The sequence below is a fragment of the Buchnera aphidicola (Chaitophorus sp. 3695) genome (genome assembly GCF_964058985.1).
Taxonomy (GTDB): Bacteria; Pseudomonadota; Gammaproteobacteria; order Enterobacterales; family Enterobacteriaceae; genus Buchnera_J; species Buchnera_J aphidicola_BQ.
The window spans coordinates 229,176-249,507 of sequence record NZ_OZ060379.1 but is presented as its reverse complement, the minus strand read 5'-3'; the positions used below and the strand labels follow the sequence as shown (position 1 = coordinate 249,507).

The window sequence follows — 20,332 nt, the reverse complement described above, 5'->3', positions numbered from 1 at the left end:
TATACCTAGTTAAAATATTTTAAAAAAAATTTTATATAGAAATTAATTTTACAAGATCCAATACTTTACTAGAATAACCTACTTCATTATCATACCAAGAAATTAATTTCACAAAATTTTTATTTAAAGCTAATCCAGCTGTAGCATCAAAAATTGATGTTAAAGTAGAACCATTAAAATCAGTAGATACTACACTATCTTCTGTATATCCTACAATTCCTTTCATTTCATTCATAGAATATTTTTTAATGGTATCACAAATTTCATTATAACTTGCAGAATTTTTATATTTACACGTTAAATCTACAACAGATACATTAGGTGTAGGTACACGAAATGCTATTCCTGTAAGCTTATTATTTAATTCAGGTAAAACTTTTCCAACTGCAGCCGCAGCTCCTGTAGAAGAAGGAATGATATTTTGTAAAGCTCCTCTTCCTCCTCTCCAATCTTTTAATGATACTCCATCTACAGTTTTTTGAGTAGATGTGGTTGCATGAATAGTAGTCATTAATCCTTCAATAATAGAAAATTCTGTATGAATAATCTTCGCTAAAGGAGCTAAACAATTAGTAGTACAAGATGCATTAGAAACTATTTTCTCTCCTTTATAAGAATCAAAATTTACTCCTTTTACAAACATAGGAATATTATCTTTAGAAGGGCCTGTAATAACTACTTTTTTTGCTCCAGAAATTAAATGTTTTTTAGCGGTATCATGAGTTAAAAAAAATCCAGTAGATTCTATTACTGTGTCTACAGATAATTTTCCCCATATTAATTTTTCTGGATTTCTTTCAGAAGTAATCTGAATAACTTTATTATCTACAACAATGCAATTTTTTTGAACCTTAACTGATTTTGAAAAATATCCATGTGTGGAATCATATTTTAACATGTAAGCAATATATTCTGCATCTAATAAATCATTTATAGCTACTATTTCAATATCTTTTCTTTCTTGTGCAAGCCGAAAAACTATTCTTCCTATTCTACCAAAACCATTAATTCCTACTCTGATTGTCATATTATTCTCATAATTAAAATCAAAAACGAAAAAATTTTTATAATTAATTTATTTATTTTTACATATTTTAAATATAATTTAATTCTGTTTTAAAAAAAAATATATTATAATATATTTTTATTTTTTTTAATTTTAACATATTATTTTAATAATAAATAAAATTTTTTAAGCATTAAAATTTATAAAATTTTTATTTAAAATATCATTAAATATTTTTTAAATAATATAAATATATTTTTAATCAAATAAAAATATTTATTTTAATACGATTTCTTTAATAAATTTATGAAAAAAAAATATTTTAAATTACTCAAAAAAAAAAATTTTAACATAAGTATTAATCAACCAATTATTCATCTCAAACATGGAATTGGAAGATATCAAGGTTTAAAAACAATTGAAACATCTGGAATTAAATCTGAATACATCGTTATTTTATATGCAGACAAAGACAAATTATATGTACCTGTCTCTTCATTAAATTTAATTAATATATATCAAAATAACACTAAAAAAATTATTCCATTACATAAATTAGGAAGTGATAGTTGGGCAAAAGAAAAAAAAAAAATTTCAAAAAAAATATTTGATACTGCTGCAATTTTATTAAATATTTATGCAAAAAGAAGTTCTCATATAGGATTTTCTTTTAAGAAAAATCAAAAAAAATATAAAGAATTTTGTGATCTTTTTCCATTTAAAACTACACCTGATCAATCTAAAGTTATAGATTCAGTTTTAAACGATATGTATTCTTCAAAACCTATGGATCGTTTAGTATGTGGAGATGTTGGATTTGGAAAAACAGAAGTAGCTATGAGAGCAGCTTTTATAGCTAGTTATAATAATAAACAAGTAGCTATTTTAGTTCCTACTACATTACTTGCTCAACAACATTATAATAATTTTATTCATAGATTTTCTAAATATTCTATATATATAGAAATGTTTTCTAATTTTAAAACTAAAAAAGAACAAAAATACATTTTAAAAAATATAAAAAATGGAAAAATAAATATTTTAATAGGTACACATAAAATTTTATTGAAAAAATTAAGATGGAATAATTTAGGATTGTTAATTATTGATGAAGAACATAGATTTGGAGTACATCATAAAGAATTTATGAAAAAAAAATTCTACAATATTGACATATTAACTCTAACTGCTACTCCAATTCCTAGAACTTTAAATATATCTCTATTAGGTATTCGAGATTTATCTATTATTAAAACTCCTCCAGATAAAAAATTACTAGTAAAAACATTTATTCGTAATAAAAATGAAAAAATTATTAGAAATGCAATTCTAAAAGAATTAAATAGAGGAGGGCAAGTATATTATATTTATAATAAAGTAAATAAAATTCAACAAAAATTAGATTATTTATCTAAATTAGTTCCAGAAGGAAAATTTAATGTTGGACATGGTAAAATGAATAAAAAATGTCTAAAAAAAGTAATTCATGATTTTTATACAAATCAATTTAATATATTATTATGTACGACAATTATTGAAAATGGATTAGATATTCCTTTAGCAAATACAATCATTATTGAAAACGCTGATTGTTTTGGTTTATCACAATTACATCAATTACGTGGAAGAGTAGGAAGATCTTATCATCAGGCGTATGCATGGTTATTAGTATCAAATTTAAAAAAAATTACAGAAAATGCAAAAAAAAGACTTAAATCTATATCATCTATACAAGATTTTAGTGCAGGATTTTCTTTAGCTACTCATGATTTAGAAATTCGAGGAGTAGGAGAAATTCTAGGTTCTAAACAAAGCGGATATATAGAAAATATAGGATTAGAATTATATTTAAAATTATTAAAAAAAGCTATTCAAACTTTGAAAAAAGGAAATAAAAATATAACTAAAAATTTATTTAATAAAAAAACTAAAATTAAGTTAAATATTCCAGCTTTAATTCCTGAAAATTACATTTATGATATCAATCAAAGATTATCTTATTATTTAAAAATTTCTAATTCAAGTAATTTAAATCAATTAAAAATAGTTAAATTAAGTTTAAAAAAAAAATTTGGAAAAATTCCAAATTTATTAAAAAATTTATTAAGTATGAAAAAAATGCAAATTATTGCAGAATCATATAAAATTAAACAAATTAATTTTAATAATACAGGTGGTGAAATAAAATTTTTATCTTCAAATACAATTAATACACTATCATTAGTAAATTATATTAAAAAAAAATATAAATATTGGAAACTAAAAGAAAAAAATACTATTGTGTTTAAAAAAGAATTTAAAACTTCAAAAAAAAAAATTTATTGGATAATGAAATTTATATCAAAATTAAAAAAAAATAAAAAATAAGATATTAAAAAATTATATTTATAACTTAAGATTAAAAAAAACTAAATAAAATGAAAAAAATCAAAAAATATATTATTTATGTTTCTATTCCTAAAAAAAATACAATTGAAGTATTTGAATTTAATTCATTAAAAAAAATTAAAAAAATTCAAGAAATATATACATATAATGAGATTCAACCTATTAAATTATCTATACAAAAAAAAAAACTATATGCTGGAATTAGAAATGAAGCGCAAATTATAACATATGATATTAATCATAACGGATTATTAAAAATAAATAATAAAATAAAAACATATGGTAATCCAAATCATATTTGCATTGATCAAGATGAAAAATATTTATTTAATAGTTCTTATGGAAATAATTCTATTAGTTGTCATTTATTAGATTCAAATGGAATACCAAAAAAAATATATAAATTTAAAACAAAAATGTTAGGTTGTCATGCTTCTATTATAGATAAATCTAATCAATTTTTGTTTTTTACTGCTTTAAAATTAAATAAAATATTTATTTATAATATTGAAAATATTAATAAATTATTTAAAACAAATACAAATATTTTACATCATAAAAAAAATTTTGGACCAAGACATTTAGCTATTCATCCAAATAATAAATATTTATATGTTCTTAATGAATTAAATAGTACAATTATTGTATGGGATATAAAAAAAATAATTTATAATAAAGATACCGATCAATATATACAAAAAATAAATATTATACCTGTCTTTTTTAAAAAAAAATGGGCAGCAGATATACATATTACTCCTTGTGGTTTATTTTTATATGCTTCTGAAAGAGCAACAAGTACACTTTCGTTATTTCAAATAAATCCGAATACAGGAATAATAAAATTTATAAAAATTTATAAAACTGAAAAACAACCTCGTAGTTTTAACATTGATAACAAAGGAAAATATCTAATTGTTTCAGGTCAAAAATCAAATTCTGTATCTATATATTCTATAAATAAAAAAAATGGTTTTTTAAATAAAAAATTAAATTTTTTAACTATGACAGAACCTTTATGGATTGAAATATTATTGTTATAAAATTAAATTTTACTATGATATATAAAATTATCTGTATCTAAAGATAAAGCAATAATTTGAGTAATTTTTTGTAAACTATCTTTATCAATAATATATGCAGGAGTAGTATAAATCAAATTTCTAAATGGTTTGAGCCAAACATTATTTTTGATAAAAAAATCTTGCATATTTTTTATCTTAATTAAATATAAACATTCTACTACTCCAATTGCTCCTAATATTCTTACATTAAAAACTTTAGGATGATTAGATAAATTTTCTAAATTTTTTTTTAGTTCTAGTTCTATATTTTTTACTTTTTTTTTCCATTTATTTTCTTTTAATATGTTAATATTTTCATTTGCAACAGCACAAGCTAATGGATTTCCCATATAAGTTGGACCATGCATTAAACATTGTGTTTTACTCTTACTAATTACATCTGCAATATGTCGTGTAGTTAAAACAGCTGATAATGTTAACATACCTGCTGTTAATGATTTTCCAATACATAATATATCTCCAGAAATATTAGAATATTCTGATGCAAAAAATTTTCCAGTTCTTCCAAAACCAGTTGCAATTTCATCTATAATTAAAGGAATATTGTATAAATTACATAATTTTCTTACATTTTTTAAATAATTAGGATGATAAAATTTCATTCCTCCTGCACCTTGTACAATAGGTTCTAAAATTACTCCAGCAAGTTTTTTATGATTTTTATATATTAAATTTTCAAAAGATTTAAAATCAATATCATTCCAAACATCATAAAAAGATAAAGAAGGAGCTTCTGCAAAAATATTTTTTGGTATCACATTATTGTATATTTTATGATAGGAATTTATAGGATCTGAAACTGAAATAGCAAAAAATGTATCTCCATGATAACCGTTTTTAATTGTTAAAAATTTTTTTTTATTAATGTTTAAAGAATTCCAATATTGTAAAGTCATTTTAATAGCTATTTCTATAGCAACAGATCCAGAATCAGCTAAAAAAATACAATCTAAATTTTTAGGTGTTATTTGTAATAATTTACGACATAATGATATTGCAGGTTTATGTGTAATTCCTCCAAACATAATATGAGACATTTTTTTTATTTGTTTTTTTAAAGCTTTATTTAACCTTTTATTATTATAACCATGTATTGCAGACCACCAAGAAGACATTCCATCAATTATTTTTTTTCCGTTAGATAACTTCAAAAAAACTCCTTTTGCAGAAGTTACTAAAAAACAATTACTTTGACCTGTAATTGATTCATAAGGATGCCAAATATGCTTTTTATCAAATAATAAATCTATTTTATTCATATTATTTTTATTTTTTTTTTAGATAAATTTAAATATTAATAAATTATAATCTTTTTCTTTAAAAAATACATTTATTTTGGAGAATATATGAACTTACGTTGGACTTTAGAAGATACTCAAGAACTTTTTCAAAAACCATTTTTTGATTTAATATATCAAGCTCAAAAAATACATCGTAAATATTTTGATCCAAATAGAATACAAATTAGCACATTGTTATCTATAAAAACAGGTTTATGTCCTGAAGATTGTAAATACTGTCCTCAAAGTGCAAGACATTCTACTAATTTAAAGAACAAACCTTTACTTAATAAAAGTAAAATTATGAAAGCTGCAAAAAAAGCTAAAAAAATAGGAGCTAGCCGATTTTGCATGGGAGCAGCATGGAAAAATCCTAAAGAAAAAGATATTCCATATTTAGAAAAAATTATTAAAAAAGTAAAAAATTTAGGATTAGAGACTTGTATGACATTAGGAGAATTAACGGAAAATCAAGCGCAAAAATTATATAATGCTGGTCTAGATTTTTATAATCATAATATAGATACTTCTAAAAATTTCTATTCTAAAATAATTTCTACACGAACATATCAAAGTAGATTAAACACTTTAAAAAATATTAGAAATTCTGGAATAAAAATTTGTTCTGGAGGTATTATAGGATTAGGAGAAAAAATTCAAGATCGAATAGAATTTTTAATGGAATTATCTAATCTTCCTAAACCACCTGAAAGTATACCTATAAATATGTTAGTAAAAGTTCCTGGAACTCCATTAGAAAAAAATAAAAAAGTAAATGATTTTGATTTTATTAAAATTATAGCTATTGCTAGAATTATGATGCCTAAATCATATATTAGACTTTCTGCTGGACGAGAAAAAATGAATTTTCAAACACAAGCAATGTGTTTTATGGTTGGAGCTAACTCTATTTTTTACGGTTGTAAACTTTTAACTACAAAAAATCAAAGTGAAAAAAAAGATATTAAATTATTTAAAAAATTAAATTTAAAACCAGAAAAATTAAAATTTAAATTAAATGATATAAATTATAATAAAAATTTATTTTATAATGCTTTAGAAAAATAATATAATGTTCATATAAAAAATTTTTAATTATTACAAAATACTTATGTTAAACTTAAATATATAAAATATTTCATTAAGTTTAGCATAAAATTACTAAATTTTAAGTTATATAATAAATTTTTTAAAAAATTTTAATTAAAATATGAAAAAAAAATTTTTTATTACAGGAACTGATACTAATGTTGGAAAAACTTTTATTAGTTGTATTTTATTAAAAAAAGCACAGAAATTAGGATTTAAATCTGTAGGATATAAACCTGTTTCATCTGGATTAACAATTATAAAAAATACTCAAAAATTTAATCAAGATGCATACTTATTAAATAAATACAGTTTTAAAAACTTTTCTTTAAAAAAGATTAATCCTATAAATTTTAATCAATCTATTCCTCCACATATTTCTAGTAAACTTAATAAAAAAAAAATTAGTTTTAAAAAAATGTCTCATGGATTAAAAAAAATTTCTAAAGATTCAAATTGGATCTTAATAGAAGGAGCAGGAGGATGGCATACTCCTTTATCTAATAAGAAAAAATTTTCAGATTGGGTAATTTTAGAAAAATTACCAGTATTAATTGTTGTTGCTATTAAAATGGGATGTATAAATCATGCTATTTTAACCAAAAATGCTATTATAAATTCTAAATTAAAATGTTTAGGATGGATTGCAAATCATATTTATAAAAAAAAAGAAATATATTATCAAGAATATATTACATATTTAAAAAAAAAATTAAATATACCATTTATTGGAGAAGTAAAATTTTTAAAAAATAATAAAATTAATTTTAAAAATCTTAAATTAAATATATTATTTATTTAATATTCAAAAATTACAAATAAATTGGATATGTCTGACAAATTTTTAATATATTTTTTTGAATTTTAGTACTTATATTATAATTTTTAAAATTATTTAATAATATTGTAATGAAATAAGCAATTTCTTCTGATTCTGATTCTTTTATTCCTCGATTTGTAATAGCTGGAGTTCCAATACGAATACCTGAAGTAATAAAAGGATTTTTTAAATCATTTGGTATAGTATTTTTATTTACTATAATATTTGATAAACTTAAAAAATTTTCTGCATCTTTTCCTGTAATATTTTTTTTAGTAAGATTTAAAATAAATAAATGATTATGCGTTCCATTAGAAATTATCTCAAAATTTTTTTTTAAAAAATATTTTGACATTACTTTTGCATTTTTTAAAATTTGTTTTTGATATTTTTTAAAAGATCGACTCATAGCATTTTTAAATGCAATAGCTTTAGCTGCTATAACATGCATTAATGGACCACCTTGAGATCCCGGAAAAATTGATTTATCTAATTTTTTATATAATAAAATATCATTTTCATTAGATAATATTAAACCTCCTCGTGGCCCAGAAAGTGTTTTATGTGTAGTAGTAGTAACTACATGTGCATAATTTATAGGACTTGGATATAATTTAGTAGCGATCAATCCAGCAACATGAGCAATGTCTACAATTAAATAAGCTTGAATTTCATCAGCTATTTTTCTCATTTTTTTCCAATTACATTTTCCTGAATAAGAAGAAAAACCACCAATAATCGCTTTAGGTTGATATTTTTTTGCTAAAAATTTTATATTTGAATAATCAATTTTTTCAAATTTATTTAATTTATAAGATATAGATTTATATATTTTTCCAGAAAAATTTACTGAAGATCCATGTGTTAAATGACCTCCATCAGTTAAATTCATTCCTAAAATCAAGTCTCCTGGTTTCAAAAGAGCATTATAAACAGCAAAATTTGCTTGAGAACCAGAATGAGGTTGTACATTTGCGTAATTAGCTTTAAATAATTTTTTAGCTCTATAAATTGCTAATTTTTCTATTTTATCTACATATTTGCATCCTCCATAATAACGATGATCTGGATATCCTTCAGCATATTTATTTGTTAAAATAGAACCTTGAGCTTGCATTATTTCTGAAGTAACATAATTTTCTGAAGCTATTAAAGTAATATTTTCATTTTGTCTTTGACTTTCTTTATATATTAAATTCCATAATTTTTTATCATGTTTAAAATTTTTATTTTGATGAAAATACATTTTTTAAATCCTTATTTTTTATATGTTAAAAATTTTTAATCAAATTTAAATATATTAATTTTTATTGAAAAATTTTTCTAATATTTGAATAATTTTTTTTATATGTACTATTTTTACTTTATTAGTATGAAAATATCGAATTTCAATTACATTATTAATTAATGTATATTTATTTATAATTATAATAACCTTTGATTGAAATTTTTTTGCTCGAATTATTTTTTTTTTAATAGATCCCAGATTAAAATCTTGAATAATTTTTAATTTATTAAAAAAATTTCTAATTTTTTCTGCATATTTAATACATAAAATCTTATTCTCTTGTATATTAGAAATTATATAAACATCATTGATTAAATTTGTATTTATCTTTTTTTTATTTTGTTTTAAAACATATATTAAACGCTCCATACCAATTGCAAATCCTAACGCAGGTGTAGATGGACCTCCTAAAATATTAATTAAATTATCATAACGTCCTCCAGCACAAATAGTATTCTGTAAACCTAATTTTTTACTTTTATATTTCCATTCAAATACAATACTATTATAATAATCTAATCCTCTAATTAAATTTTTATTTACTACAAAAGGAATTTTCATTTCTTTTATTAAAAAACATAAATTTTGAAAATGATTTTTAGAATTATTATCGATATAATCTAATAAACTTGGAGCATTTTTCAATAAATTTTGTACATTTAAATTTTTACTATCTAAAATTCGTAAAGGATTAGTATATAATCTATTTTTAGACTCTACATCTAAAGAGTTTATATTAGATTTTAAAAAAGTTATCAAATCAATTTTATATTTTTCACGAGATTGAATACTTCCAATAGAATTTATTTCTAAAAAAACTTTTTTATTTATTTTCAAATTTTTCCAACAACGGTATAAAAGTATAATTAATTCTAAATCTATAGAAGGATCACTTAAACCATAAACTTCGCAACCAAATTGATAAAATTGTCTATAACGTCCTTTTTGAGGTCTTTCATATCTAAACATTGGTCCAAAATACCAAAATCTTTGATGAATATTTTTTAAAAGATTGTTTTCTAAAACAGCTCTTGCACAACTAGCTGTAGCTTCCGGACGTAATGTAATACTTTGTTTTTTACGATCAAGAAATGTATACATTTCTTTTTCTATAATATCAGTAACCTCTCCAATAGATTTCTTAAATAATTGAGTATTTTCTAATATTGGTAATCTAATTTCGTTATAGCCATAATTTTTAAATATTTTTTTTAAAATATTTTCAGTATATTCCCAAAAATATAATTCTTCAGGAAGATAATCATGCATTCCTCTTATTAATCGTATTTTTTTAATCATAATATATAATCTCTTGTATAAAAAATTAATACTAAAAAATATATTTTTTAATATATTTTAGAAAAAAAATAAATAACATAAAAAACTTGATACAATTAAATTATATAGATATTTTTATATAAGAAATACAAAAGTAAATAAAATTATGAAAAAACTTTAATTTAATAATTTCATTATTATATAACGACTTTTATATTATCAAATAATATTTTTTTAATTTTATCAAACATAGGGAAAAAAAATGCATCCTATATTAAATATAGCCGTTCAAGCAGCTATAAAAGGAGGTAATAATATTATTCAAGCGTATGACAAAAGTACATTTAATTACTTAAAAAATGAAGATATTTTGCAAAAAGAAATTTATAAAACAAAAAATGTTATTATAAACTTAATAAAAAAATCATATTTTCAGCATCATATATTATTTAACTACAATAATTTAAAATTACGAAAATTTAAAAATCCAACATGGATTGTTAATCTTATTCATGGAAAAAAAAACTTTAAAAAAAGATTTCCAAATTTTTGTATTTCAATAACAATTTTTATAAAAAAAAAAATACATTCTTCAGTAATATATGATCCATTAAAAAATGAATTATTTACAGCAGTAAACGGTCATGGAGCACAAATTAATGGTCATAGAATGCGATCTTCACAAACATATGCACTAAAAAAAATTTTTGTTTCTGCAAAAATTAATTATATGTTATTTAAAAATAATATTTTTTATAACGTTTTAAAAAAAATTTTTAAAAAAGGAATTTCTTTTAGAAGTACTAGTTTAATACCTTTAGATTTAGTATATTTGGCTAATGGAAAAATTGATTGCATAATTGAACAAAATTTTCAAATGAAAAATTATTATTCAGGAATTTTACATGTCAAAGAAACAGGAGGAATAATTAGTGATTATAAAGGTGGATTTGATTACAATAATAAAACAGTAATTATTGCAAATAATTCTAAAATTCTTTCATTAATTTTAAAAGAAATAAAATCATTATACTAAAAAAATAATTTTTATATAAATTTTATAATTAAATTATTAAATAAATTATTTTTATATTTTTTCATATAAAATAAAAAAATTATGTATATTTTAAAAAAAATATTAATTCAATAAATAAATATAAAAAACACAATGAAAAAAATTTTAAATAAATTACTATGTTCTAAAAATCTTCAAGTCAAAGAAATGTATAAATTAATGCTTTCAATTGGAAAAAAAAAGCTTAATCAATCACAAATTTCTAGTATTATAACCTCTATCAAAATAAAAGGAATTAAAAAAAGAGAAATATTAGGATTAATACAAGCATCTTGGAAATTAACTAAAAAATTTACTTCTCCAAAATGCAAATATTCTGATATAGCAGGTACAGGTGGAGATTCAAGTAACGGAATTAATATTTCTACATCTAGTGCTTTCATTGCAGCATTATTAGGATTCAAAATTATTAAACATTGTAACGAAAGTATCACTAGTAGTTCTGGATCTTCTAACATACTTAAATGTTTTAATATTGATACACAAATGTCTACAAAATTATCACAAAAAATGTTTAAAAAATTTAATATTTGTTTTTTGAATGCACAAAAATATAATCCTATATTTAGAAATGTACATCAAGTTCGATCTGAATTAAAAATCAGAACTTTTTTTAATATTGCCGGTCCTCTTTTAAATCCTTCTCGACCAAAATTAGCAGTAATTGGAACATATAGTAAAGATATTATGTTTTTTATGGCAAAAATAATAAAGAAAATGAAATATAAAAAAATATTTTTAATTAACAGTGATAAAACGGATGAAGCAACTTTATATAAACCAACTTACTTAATTGAAATTAAAAATCAAAAAATTAATTCTAAAACATATACTCCTATAGATTTTGGTTTAACATGGAGAATAAAAAAAGATATTAGAAAAAGATCTTTACAAGATAACTTTAAAATTTTAAAAAAAATTTTTAAAGGTCAAGGATCAAATGAAGAAAATGAATTAATAGCAATTAATACAGCCATTTTATTAAAAATTTTTGGAGAAAAAAATTTAAAAAAAAATACTACAAATATTTTAAAAATTATTCACAGTGGTAAAATTTATAATTTTATAAAAAATATCTCTAAAATAGGAAAAACATGATTCAAAATATTCTTGAAAAAATTTTAATAAATAAAAAAAAATGGATTTCAAATCAAAAAATTCAAAAACCACTAAAAGATTTAAAAAAAAAAATTTCTATACAAACTAGAAATTTTATTAAATCTTTAAAAATAAATAAACCTTCTTTTATTTTAGAATGTAAAAAATCTTCACCTTCATTAGGTATAATTAATAAAAATTTTAATTTAAATAAAATATCTTCTATTTATAAAAAATATGCTAATGTTATTTCAGTTATCACAGAAAGTAATTATTTTCATGGAAATATAAAAAATATTCCTATTGTTAGGAATCAAGTATCGCAACCAATTTTATGTAAAGATTTTATTTTTGATCCATATCAAATATATTTAGCTAGATATTATCAAGCAGATGCAGTCTTATTAATGTTATCTATTTTAAATGATAATCAATATAATTTTTTATCAAATTTATGCAAAAAAATGAATTTAGGTATTTTAACAGAAATAAATAATATAGAAGAATTAAAAAGAGCGATTTTATTAAAAGCTCAAGTAATCGGAATTAATAATCGTAATTTAAAAAATCTTTCAATTGATATAAATAATACTTATAATCTAGCTCCTTTAATTCATAAAAAATCAATTATAATAAGTGAATCTGGATTTTATAAAAATTCTCAAATTAGAAAATTATCTTCTATTGTTGACGGATTTTTAATAGGTTCTAGTTTAATGAAAAAAAAAAATTTAAATATAGCAGTTAAAAAAATTATTTTCGGACATAATAAAATCTGCGGTTTAACACGTGCAAAAGATGCAAAAATTTCAGAAAAATATGGAGCAATATATGGTGGATTAATTTTTTGTAAAAACTCATTAAGAAAAATAAATATCCAAAAAGCAAAGAAAATTATTTGTATTAAAAACTTGAAATTTGTAGGAGTATTTCAAAATCAAAATATTAATAAAATTATTGAAAAAATTTCATTATTAAATTTAAAAATAATACAATTACATGGAACAGAAAATGAAGAATACATAAAAAAACTTAGAAAAAATTTAGGATATAAAATAAAAATATGGAAATCTATAGGAATAAATCAAAATATATATTTCTATAAAAAACTTTCAAATGTTCATAAATATTTATTTGATAATATCAATCCAGGTAGTGGAAAAAGTTTTAATTGGAACATCTTAAAAAATAAAAATTTAAAAAAAATTATCTTATCAGGTGGTTTAAATACAAAAAATATTCAAAAAGCATTGCAATTAAATTGTTTTGGTTTAGATTTAAATTCTGGATTAGAAAAAAATATAGGGATCAAAGATAAAAAAAAAATAAAAAAAATATTTCATACAATCAGATATTTTGTCATACAAGGAAAAAAAAAAAAATGAAAAAAAATAATTCATATTTCGGAAAATTTGGAGGAAAATTTGTTCCAGAAATACTTATTCCTGCATTAAATCAATTAGAAAAATATTTTCTTCAAGCAAAAAAAAGTACTAAATTTAAAAAAAAATTTTCTGAATTACTTAAAAATTTTGCAGGACGACCTACTCCATTAACATTATGTAAAAACATTACTAAAGGAACAAAAACTAAAATTTATTTAAAAAGAGAAGATTTATTACATGGAGGAGCACATAAAACTAATCAAGTTTTAGGACAAGCATTATTAGCTAAAAAGATGAAAAAAAAAAAAATTATTGCAGAAACAGGAGCAGGACAACATGGAGTCGCATCAGCCATTGTATGTGCTAGATTGAATTTAAAATGTAAAATCTATATGGGAAAAAAAGATATTCAACGTCAATATTCAAATGTTTTACGCATGAAATTAATGGGTGCAAAAGTCATTCCTGTACATTCTGGAAATGGTACATTAAAAGATGCATGTAATGAAGCTATGAGAGATTGGTCAGAAAACTATGATACAACATATTATATGTTAGGAACTGTAGCAGGACCTCATCCTTATCCAAAAATAGTAAAATATTTTCAAAAAATAATAGGTCAAGAAACTATTAAACAAATTTTATTAAAAGAAAAAAAACTTCCAAATGCAGTAATAGCCTGTATAGGAGGAGGATCAAATGCTATTGGGATATTTAAATCATTTATGAAATATAAATCTATATCTTTAATTGGAGTAGAAGCAGCTGGAAAAGGTCTGCAAACAAAAAAACATAGTGCATCATTAACTCAAGGTACTAAAGGTATTTATTTTGGAATGAAATCTTTAATTTTACAATCTAAAGAAGGACAAATTCAAAAATCATGGTCAATTTCTTCTGGATTAAATTTTCCTTCAGTAGGTCCAGAACATGCATGGTTAAAAGAAACAAAAATAGTAAAATATGTTTCTATATTAGATATAGATGCTGTTAAAGCTTTTTTATTATTATCAATAAAAGAAGGTATTATTCCAGCTTTAGAAGCATCTCATGCTTTATCATATGCATTAAAATTAATGAATCAAAACAAAAATAAAAAACAAACTTTTATTGTAAATTTATCAGGAAGAGGAGATAAAGATATTGAAACTGTTAATAAATTTTTAAAAAAAAATAATTACACTATTAAGGAAATTTAATGAATCGATATAAAATTATGTTTGATAATAAAAATATTCAACAAAAAATTTTTATTCCATTTTTAGTTTTAGGTGATCCTAATCTAAAACAATCTATAAATATTATTAAAACTGTTATATCTTCTGGAGTAGATGCTATAGAAATTGGTATACCATTTTCAGATCCTTTATCAGATGGACCTATAATACAAAAATCTAATCAACGCGCTTTAAAAAATAAAATTCATATAAAAAAATTTTTTAAAATTATAAAAAAAATACGTAAAAAAAATAAAAAATTACCTATCGGTTTATTAATATATGCAAATTTAATTTTTAATTTTGGAATTAAAAAATTTTATTATTATTGCTATAAATCTGGAATAGATTCAGTATTAATTCCTGATGTTCCTATAGAAGAATCATATGAATTTCGTAAATATGCTTTATTAAATAAAATATCTTCAATTTATATATGTCCTCCTAATGCTAACAATATATTAATCAAAAAAATATCTAAATATAGTCAAGATTATGTATATTTAGTGTCTAGAACTGGAGTAACAGGACTTCACAAAAAAAATAATAAAATTAATTTTAAAATAGTTGATAAATTAATAAAAAATAAATCAGCTCCAATTTTAAATGGTTTTGGAATAAATAAATATACTAATATGAAATTAATATTTAAATCTGGAATTTCAGGAATTATATGTGGTTCAGAAATAATTTTTTTAATAGAAAAATATTTAAATAATACAAATGAAATGCTTAAAAAAATTAAAAAATTATGCGTATTTTTTAAAAAATCTACTAATTTAAAATAATTATATATTTTATTTAAAAAAAATATATAATGAAAAGTATAAATTTTTTATATTGTTAATTAAATTTTTACTTTTAAAATCTATACAGTTTATTTATTTAAAAATTTTAATTCTATATAATATATTTTTTTATAACTTATAATATTTCAAAATGTTCAAATAAAAAAAAATGAAAAAAAAAAAAATAAATCAAAATATTAAAAATAAAAATAATATGCTTTTAAAAACTTTAGCTATGCCTAATCATACTAATGCTAATGGAAATATTTTTGGAGGTTGGGTCATGTCACAAATGGATATGGGAGGAGCTATTTTAGCTAAACAAATATCTTTAGGAAGAGTAGTCACAGTACAAGCCAAAAAAATTTCTTTTATTCATCCTATATCTATAGGAGATATTATTAATTGCTATGGTCAATGTATTAAAATAGGAAATAGTTCTATGAAAATTAAAATAGAAATTTGGGTAAAAAGATTATATTCTAAACCTATTAAACAAGAATATTTAGCTACACATGGAAAATTTATTTATGTGGCTATAGATAAAAAAGGAAAACCTAGAAAAATTTTACATAAAAATAATAATTTTTGAAAAATATAATTAATATATTTTATATTTCAAATATGTAATAAATAAAAATATTTTAAATATATTATATATTTTTTTAGTATTTTTAATATTTATGCAAAAATTTATCAAAATATTAATTATTTTTTAAAAAAGATGGCCCATTTTATTTTTTTTTGTATGTACATAAAATTTATTTTTTTTATTTAAACCAACAATTAAAGAAACTCTTTCTTGAATATTAATACCAGTTTTACTTAATATTTTAACTTTTTTAGGATTATTAGTTAATAAACGTATTTTTTTAATATTTAATAATTTTAAAATATCTGCACAAATTTTAAAATCTCTTTCATCAGCTGAAAAACCTAATTTATGATTTGCTTCAACAGTATCTAATCCCATATCTTGCAAAGCATACGCTTTAATTTTATTAATTAATCCAATATTTCTACCTTCTTGTCGATGATATATTAAAATTCCAGAACCTTCTTGAGATATTATTTTTAGTGCAGTTTTCAACTGTATTCCACAATCACAACGTAAACTAAATAATGAATCTCCAGTTAAACATTCTGAATGAATTCTAACTAAAATTTTTTTGTTTGGAAAATATATATCACCATAAATTAAAGCTAGATGATTATTTGTTTTAATTTTTGTATTTTCTTCTTTAAAAGCAACGATTAAAAAATTTCCCCATCGTGTAGGTAATATAGATTCTGCAACTTTTTTTAATCTCATGAAATCTCTATAATTTTAAAAATGTTAATGTAATATTTTGATTAATATTCAAAAATATTTTTTTTATTATTTGTTAATAAAAAAATATTTTTTAAATCATTTATTGGATTTTTTGACAAAGTAATTATTCTACCTAAAACAATATAATCTATTTTAAGTTTTACTGCTTGTTCTGGAGTAATTACATTTTTTTGATCATGAAAATTATTATCTAACATTCTAATTCCTGGAGTAATAATTTTAAAATTTTTTCCTAAAAAATTTTTTATATTTTTTACAGCACTTCCAGGGCATACTACACCATCTAAACCCATTTCTTTAGATAGCTTTGATAACAATAAAATCTGTTTATTAATAGAAGAATATATTCCTATATCGCATAAATTTTTAGTTGAAAAACTACTTAAAACTGTTACAGAAATTAATAAAGGAGGTTTTTTAAAATATTTAATTGCTGATTTTGCAGCTATCATCATATCTCTTCCACCAGATGCATGAATACTAATCATCCATAATTTTAAATGAGAAAAAGATTTAATAGCTTTAAAAACAGTATTAGGAATATCATTTAATTTTAAATCTAAAAAAATTTTAAAACCTAAATTTATAATTTTTTTTAAAAAATTTATACCAAATAAAAAAAACATTTCTTTTCCAATTTTTAATCTATAAAATTTTGGATTTAAATTTTTTATTAAACTTAATGCTTTTTTTTTACTAGAATAATCTAAAGCAATTATTATTTTTGTTGTATATATTTTTTTTAAACTTTGATATAACACCTATTATCCTCTAATTTAAAATTGAAAATTATATATTTAATTGTAAATAATTATTTTTTTATTGTCTTATATTGTGAAAAAGCATGATATGATGATCGAACTAGCGGTCCACAAAAAACATACTTAAATCCAATTAAAAAAGCTTGTTTTTTTATTTCTTTAAATTCTTCTAGATTTAAATATTTTTTTACAGATACATGTAATCTACTTGGTTGTAAATATTGTCCAATAGTTAACATAGATACTCCATTATCATATAAATCTTGTATAACTTGAAATATTTCATATTTTTTTTCACCTAATCCAACCATTAACCCAGATTTTGTAGGAATATGAGGAAATTTTTTATGAAATTTATTTAATAAATTTAAAGAATTTTTATAATTAGCACCTGGACGAATATTTTTATATAATCTCGGAACATTTTCTAAATTATGATTAAAAATATCAGGCAAATTTTTTTCAATTAATTTTAATGCTAAATTTTCTTTTTTTCTAAAATCTGGAACTAATATTTCAATCTTAATATTTTTAATTTTTCTAATTTCTTTAATACATTTAGAAAAATGTAAAGCTCCACCATCTTTTAAATCATCACGATTTACAGAAGTAATCACAACATAATTTAAATTCATATGATGAATTACTTTTGCTAAATTTTTAGGTTCATTTTGATCTAAATATTTTGGTTGTCCTTTTTTTACTGCACAAAAAGGACATTTACGTGTACAAATAGATCCTAAAATCATAAATGTAGCAGTTCCGTTATTAAAACATTCATTTAAATTTGGACATTGAGCTTCTTCACATACTGTTTTTAAAGATCTTTGTCTTAATATTTTTTTAAAATTTTTAACATTACTAAAATTATTAGGAAGTTTAATTTTAATCCAATTCGGTTTTTTTAACATATGTAATCAATCTCAATTAAATTTTATTTTTAAAGTAAAATAATTAAAGATTTTTAAAAAAAATATATTTATATAAATAATTAATTTAATAAAAATATTAATTTATATATATTTTATTAAAAATATTATATGAAGATTTATATTTTTCTTGATATTTAAAAATATTCAAAAATGTTTGAATAAATTGTTTTCGAAAAATATTCATTGTAATTGTAGGAATAATATCTATTAGATTTAAAACTTTAATAAATTTATTTCCACAAGGATTAATATGTTTATATAAATTTAAATCAACATTTATATTATAAGAAATTCCATATAAAGAACAATGATTTTTAATGCGTAATCCTATAAAACAAAATTTTTTTTTATTAATATATACACCAGGAGAATCTTTTATAGTATATGCCGTAATCTGAAATTTCTTTAATGTATGAATTACAACTTTTTCAATTAAGAAAAGAAATTTTTTAATATTAATTTTTTTTAATTTTAAATTTATTAACATATAAACTAATTGTTGTCCTGGACCATGATAAGTTATTTTACCTCCTCTATTACATTGTATAACTGGAATATTGTTTATTCGTTTAATAATATTTTTATTTTTTTCTAAAATACCTGTAGTAAAAATTGAATTATGTTCTGTAAACCATAATTCATCTAATGTCTTTTGAGATCTAGAATTTGTAAATAAATGCATAGCACTAGAAGTAACGCTCCAATCAGTTTTTTTTAAATTTCGAATATAAATTTTTTTCATAAATATAATAAATTACATTAAATGATTTTAATATTATATAGATTAAAATAATTTCATAAAAAATTAAACAGTATTTTTTAAATACAAGAAAAATTTTTAATAAAAATAATTTCTATACCAGAAGTAATTAACTCTATTCCCAAAGACATAAGTAATAAACCCATTACTTTAGTAATAATTTCCATACCATTTTTTCCTAAAAAATACATAAAAAAAGGAGATATTCGAAAAATAATATAACAAAATAAAAAAAATATAAAAATTACTATACTACACAAAATAATATTTATTATACTAGGATTTTGTGTACTCCAAATTATTGTTGCACTAATAGCACCAGGACCTGCAATCAAAGGCATAGCTAGAGGTATGACACCAATATTTTGCATTTTTATATTTTTTTTTTGTATATATTTTTTTTTTGAATACACAGTAGTATTTTGATTATTCATCATAGAAAAAGCTACAGTTAAAATTAACAAACCTCCAGAAATTTTAACAGATGACATAGAAATTCCAAAAATTTTTAAAATATTATGACCAAAACATAAAGATATAAATAAAATTATGAATGCAGAAAAATTCGCTATTAAATTAATTCTATTTTTCTCTTTAAAAGAAAAATTATTTGTCATACTAGAAAAAATTGGTATCATACCTATAGGATTAATTAATATAAATAAACTAATAAAAAATTTTATGTAAATTGTACAATCAAAATTTAATATATTCACATATTTTCCTCATATTTTGATTAAGATTTATAT

At 20.4% G+C, this 20,332-nt stretch carries 17 protein-coding genes and 2 pseudogenes; 10 read left to right on the top strand and 9 right to left on the bottom strand.

The window, feature by feature from the left end; genetic code table 11:
• Positions 1-31: 31 nt before the first annotated feature.
• The gene (gap, locus tag AB4W58_RS01090; protein ID WP_367673860.1) at positions 32-1,027 is read right to left on the bottom strand and encodes a type I glyceraldehyde-3-phosphate dehydrogenase; all 996 of its coding nucleotides are present in this window, start codon (positions 1,025-1,027) and stop codon (positions 32-34) included.
• Positions 1,028-1,312: 285 nt separating this feature from the next.
• On the opposite strand from gap, the gene mfd reads away from it, so the two are divergent.
• Both mfd and AB4W58_RS01080 read left to right on the top strand, forming a co-directional pair.
• Positions 1,313-3,373, top strand: a complete 2,061-nt coding sequence (gene mfd, locus AB4W58_RS01085; RefSeq protein ID WP_367673859.1) for a transcription-repair coupling factor — start codon at positions 1,313-1,315, stop codon at positions 3,371-3,373.
• 50 nt (positions 3,374-3,423) lie between these two features.
• Positions 3,424-4,437, top strand: coding sequence for a beta-propeller fold lactonase family protein (locus AB4W58_RS01080; protein WP_367673858.1), 1,014 nt, complete (start codon positions 3,424-3,426; stop codon positions 4,435-4,437).
• A 2-nt stretch (positions 4,438-4,439) separates the two neighbouring features.
• Here AB4W58_RS01080 and bioA read toward each other — a convergent pair whose 3' ends face one another.
• Positions 4,440-5,738: an adenosylmethionine--8-amino-7-oxononanoate transaminase gene (gene bioA, locus AB4W58_RS01075; RefSeq protein ID WP_367673857.1), complete on the bottom strand. Its 1,299-nt coding sequence runs from the start codon at positions 5,736-5,738 to the stop codon at positions 4,440-4,442.
• Between the two features lie 87 nt (positions 5,739-5,825).
• Between bioA and bioB the strand changes: the two are divergent.
• Together bioB and bioD are read left to right on the top strand one after the other, a co-directional pair.
• Positions 5,826-6,743, top strand: a pseudogene (bioB, locus tag AB4W58_RS01070) (biotin synthase BioB); the annotation flags it as partial.
• Positions 6,744-6,969: 226 nt separating this feature from the next.
• Positions 6,970-7,650: a dethiobiotin synthase gene (bioD, locus tag AB4W58_RS01065; RefSeq protein ID WP_367673856.1), complete on the top strand. Its 681-nt coding sequence runs from the start codon at positions 6,970-6,972 to the stop codon at positions 7,648-7,650.
• A 10-nt stretch (positions 7,651-7,660) separates the two neighbouring features.
• Here bioD and glyA read toward each other — a convergent pair whose 3' ends face one another.
• Together glyA and hisS are read right to left on the bottom strand one after the other, a co-directional pair.
• Complete coding sequence (gene glyA, locus AB4W58_RS01060) at positions 7,661-8,914, bottom strand: serine hydroxymethyltransferase (protein ID WP_367673855.1); 1,254 nt, start codon at positions 8,912-8,914, stop codon at positions 7,661-7,663.
• 54 nt (positions 8,915-8,968) lie between these two features.
• Positions 8,969-10,255, bottom strand: coding sequence for a histidine--tRNA ligase (hisS, locus tag AB4W58_RS01055; RefSeq protein WP_367673854.1), 1,287 nt, complete (start codon positions 10,253-10,255; stop codon positions 8,969-8,971).
• 241 nt (positions 10,256-10,496) lie between these two features.
• On the opposite strand from hisS, the gene AB4W58_RS01050 reads away from it, so the two are divergent.
• The 6 genes from AB4W58_RS01050 (at position 10,497) to yciA (ending at position 16,389) form a co-directional block, all read left to right on the top strand.
• Positions 10,497-11,270, top strand: coding sequence for an inositol monophosphatase family protein (locus AB4W58_RS01050; protein WP_367673853.1), 774 nt, complete (start codon positions 10,497-10,499; stop codon positions 11,268-11,270).
• A 132-nt stretch (positions 11,271-11,402) separates the two neighbouring features.
• Complete coding sequence (trpD, locus tag AB4W58_RS01045; RefSeq protein ID WP_367673852.1) at positions 11,403-12,407, top strand: anthranilate phosphoribosyltransferase; 1,005 nt, start codon at positions 11,403-11,405, stop codon at positions 12,405-12,407.
• Positions 12,404-13,792 (top strand): bifunctional indole-3-glycerol-phosphate synthase TrpC/phosphoribosylanthranilate isomerase TrpF, encoded by a 1,389-nt coding sequence (gene trpCF, locus AB4W58_RS01040; RefSeq protein WP_367674239.1) that lies wholly within the window; start codon positions 12,404-12,406, stop codon positions 13,790-13,792. Before trpD ends, trpCF begins: the two co-directional genes overlap by 4 nt.
• Positions 13,789-14,991 carry a tryptophan synthase subunit beta gene (gene trpB / locus AB4W58_RS01035; RefSeq protein WP_367674238.1) on the top strand — a complete coding sequence of 401 codons (1,203 nt, stop codon included), beginning with the start codon at positions 13,789-13,791 and terminating at the stop codon, positions 14,989-14,991. The genes trpCF and trpB overlap by 4 nt, the downstream gene beginning before the upstream one ends.
• Positions 14,991-15,797 (top strand): tryptophan synthase subunit alpha, encoded by an 807-nt coding sequence (gene trpA / locus AB4W58_RS01030; protein WP_367674237.1) that lies wholly within the window; start codon positions 14,991-14,993, stop codon positions 15,795-15,797. The genes trpB and trpA overlap by 1 nt, the downstream gene beginning before the upstream one ends.
• Before the next feature lie 169 nt (positions 15,798-15,966).
• The gene (gene yciA, locus AB4W58_RS01025) at positions 15,967-16,389 is read left to right on the top strand and encodes an acyl-CoA thioester hydrolase YciA (RefSeq protein WP_367674236.1); all 423 of its coding nucleotides are present in this window, start codon (positions 15,967-15,969) and stop codon (positions 16,387-16,389) included.
• A 123-nt stretch (positions 16,390-16,512) separates the two neighbouring features.
• On the opposite strand, the gene ribA is transcribed toward yciA, so the two are convergent.
• The 5 genes and pseudogenes from ribA to AB4W58_RS01000 form a co-directional block, all read right to left on the bottom strand.
• Complete coding sequence (ribA, locus tag AB4W58_RS01020) at positions 16,513-17,109, bottom strand: GTP cyclohydrolase II (protein WP_367674235.1); 597 nt, start codon at positions 17,107-17,109, stop codon at positions 16,513-16,515.
• Positions 17,110-17,150: 41 nt separating this feature from the next.
• On the bottom strand, positions 17,151-17,891 hold the full coding sequence (pyrF, locus tag AB4W58_RS01015) for an orotidine-5'-phosphate decarboxylase (protein WP_367674234.1): 741 nt from the start codon (positions 17,889-17,891) through the stop codon (positions 17,151-17,153).
• Positions 17,892-17,941: 50 nt separating this feature from the next.
• Positions 17,942-18,799 (bottom strand): annotated as a pseudogene (gene lipA / locus AB4W58_RS01010) (lipoyl synthase); the annotation flags it as partial.
• 100 nt (positions 18,800-18,899) lie between these two features.
• Complete coding sequence (gene lipB, locus AB4W58_RS01005; protein WP_367674233.1) at positions 18,900-19,565, bottom strand: lipoyl(octanoyl) transferase LipB; 666 nt, start codon at positions 19,563-19,565, stop codon at positions 18,900-18,902.
• 77 nt (positions 19,566-19,642) lie between these two features.
• Positions 19,643-20,299, bottom strand: coding sequence for a YchE family NAAT transporter (locus tag AB4W58_RS01000; protein ID WP_367674232.1), 657 nt, complete (start codon positions 20,297-20,299; stop codon positions 19,643-19,645).
• Positions 20,300-20,332 lie beyond the last annotated feature (33 nt).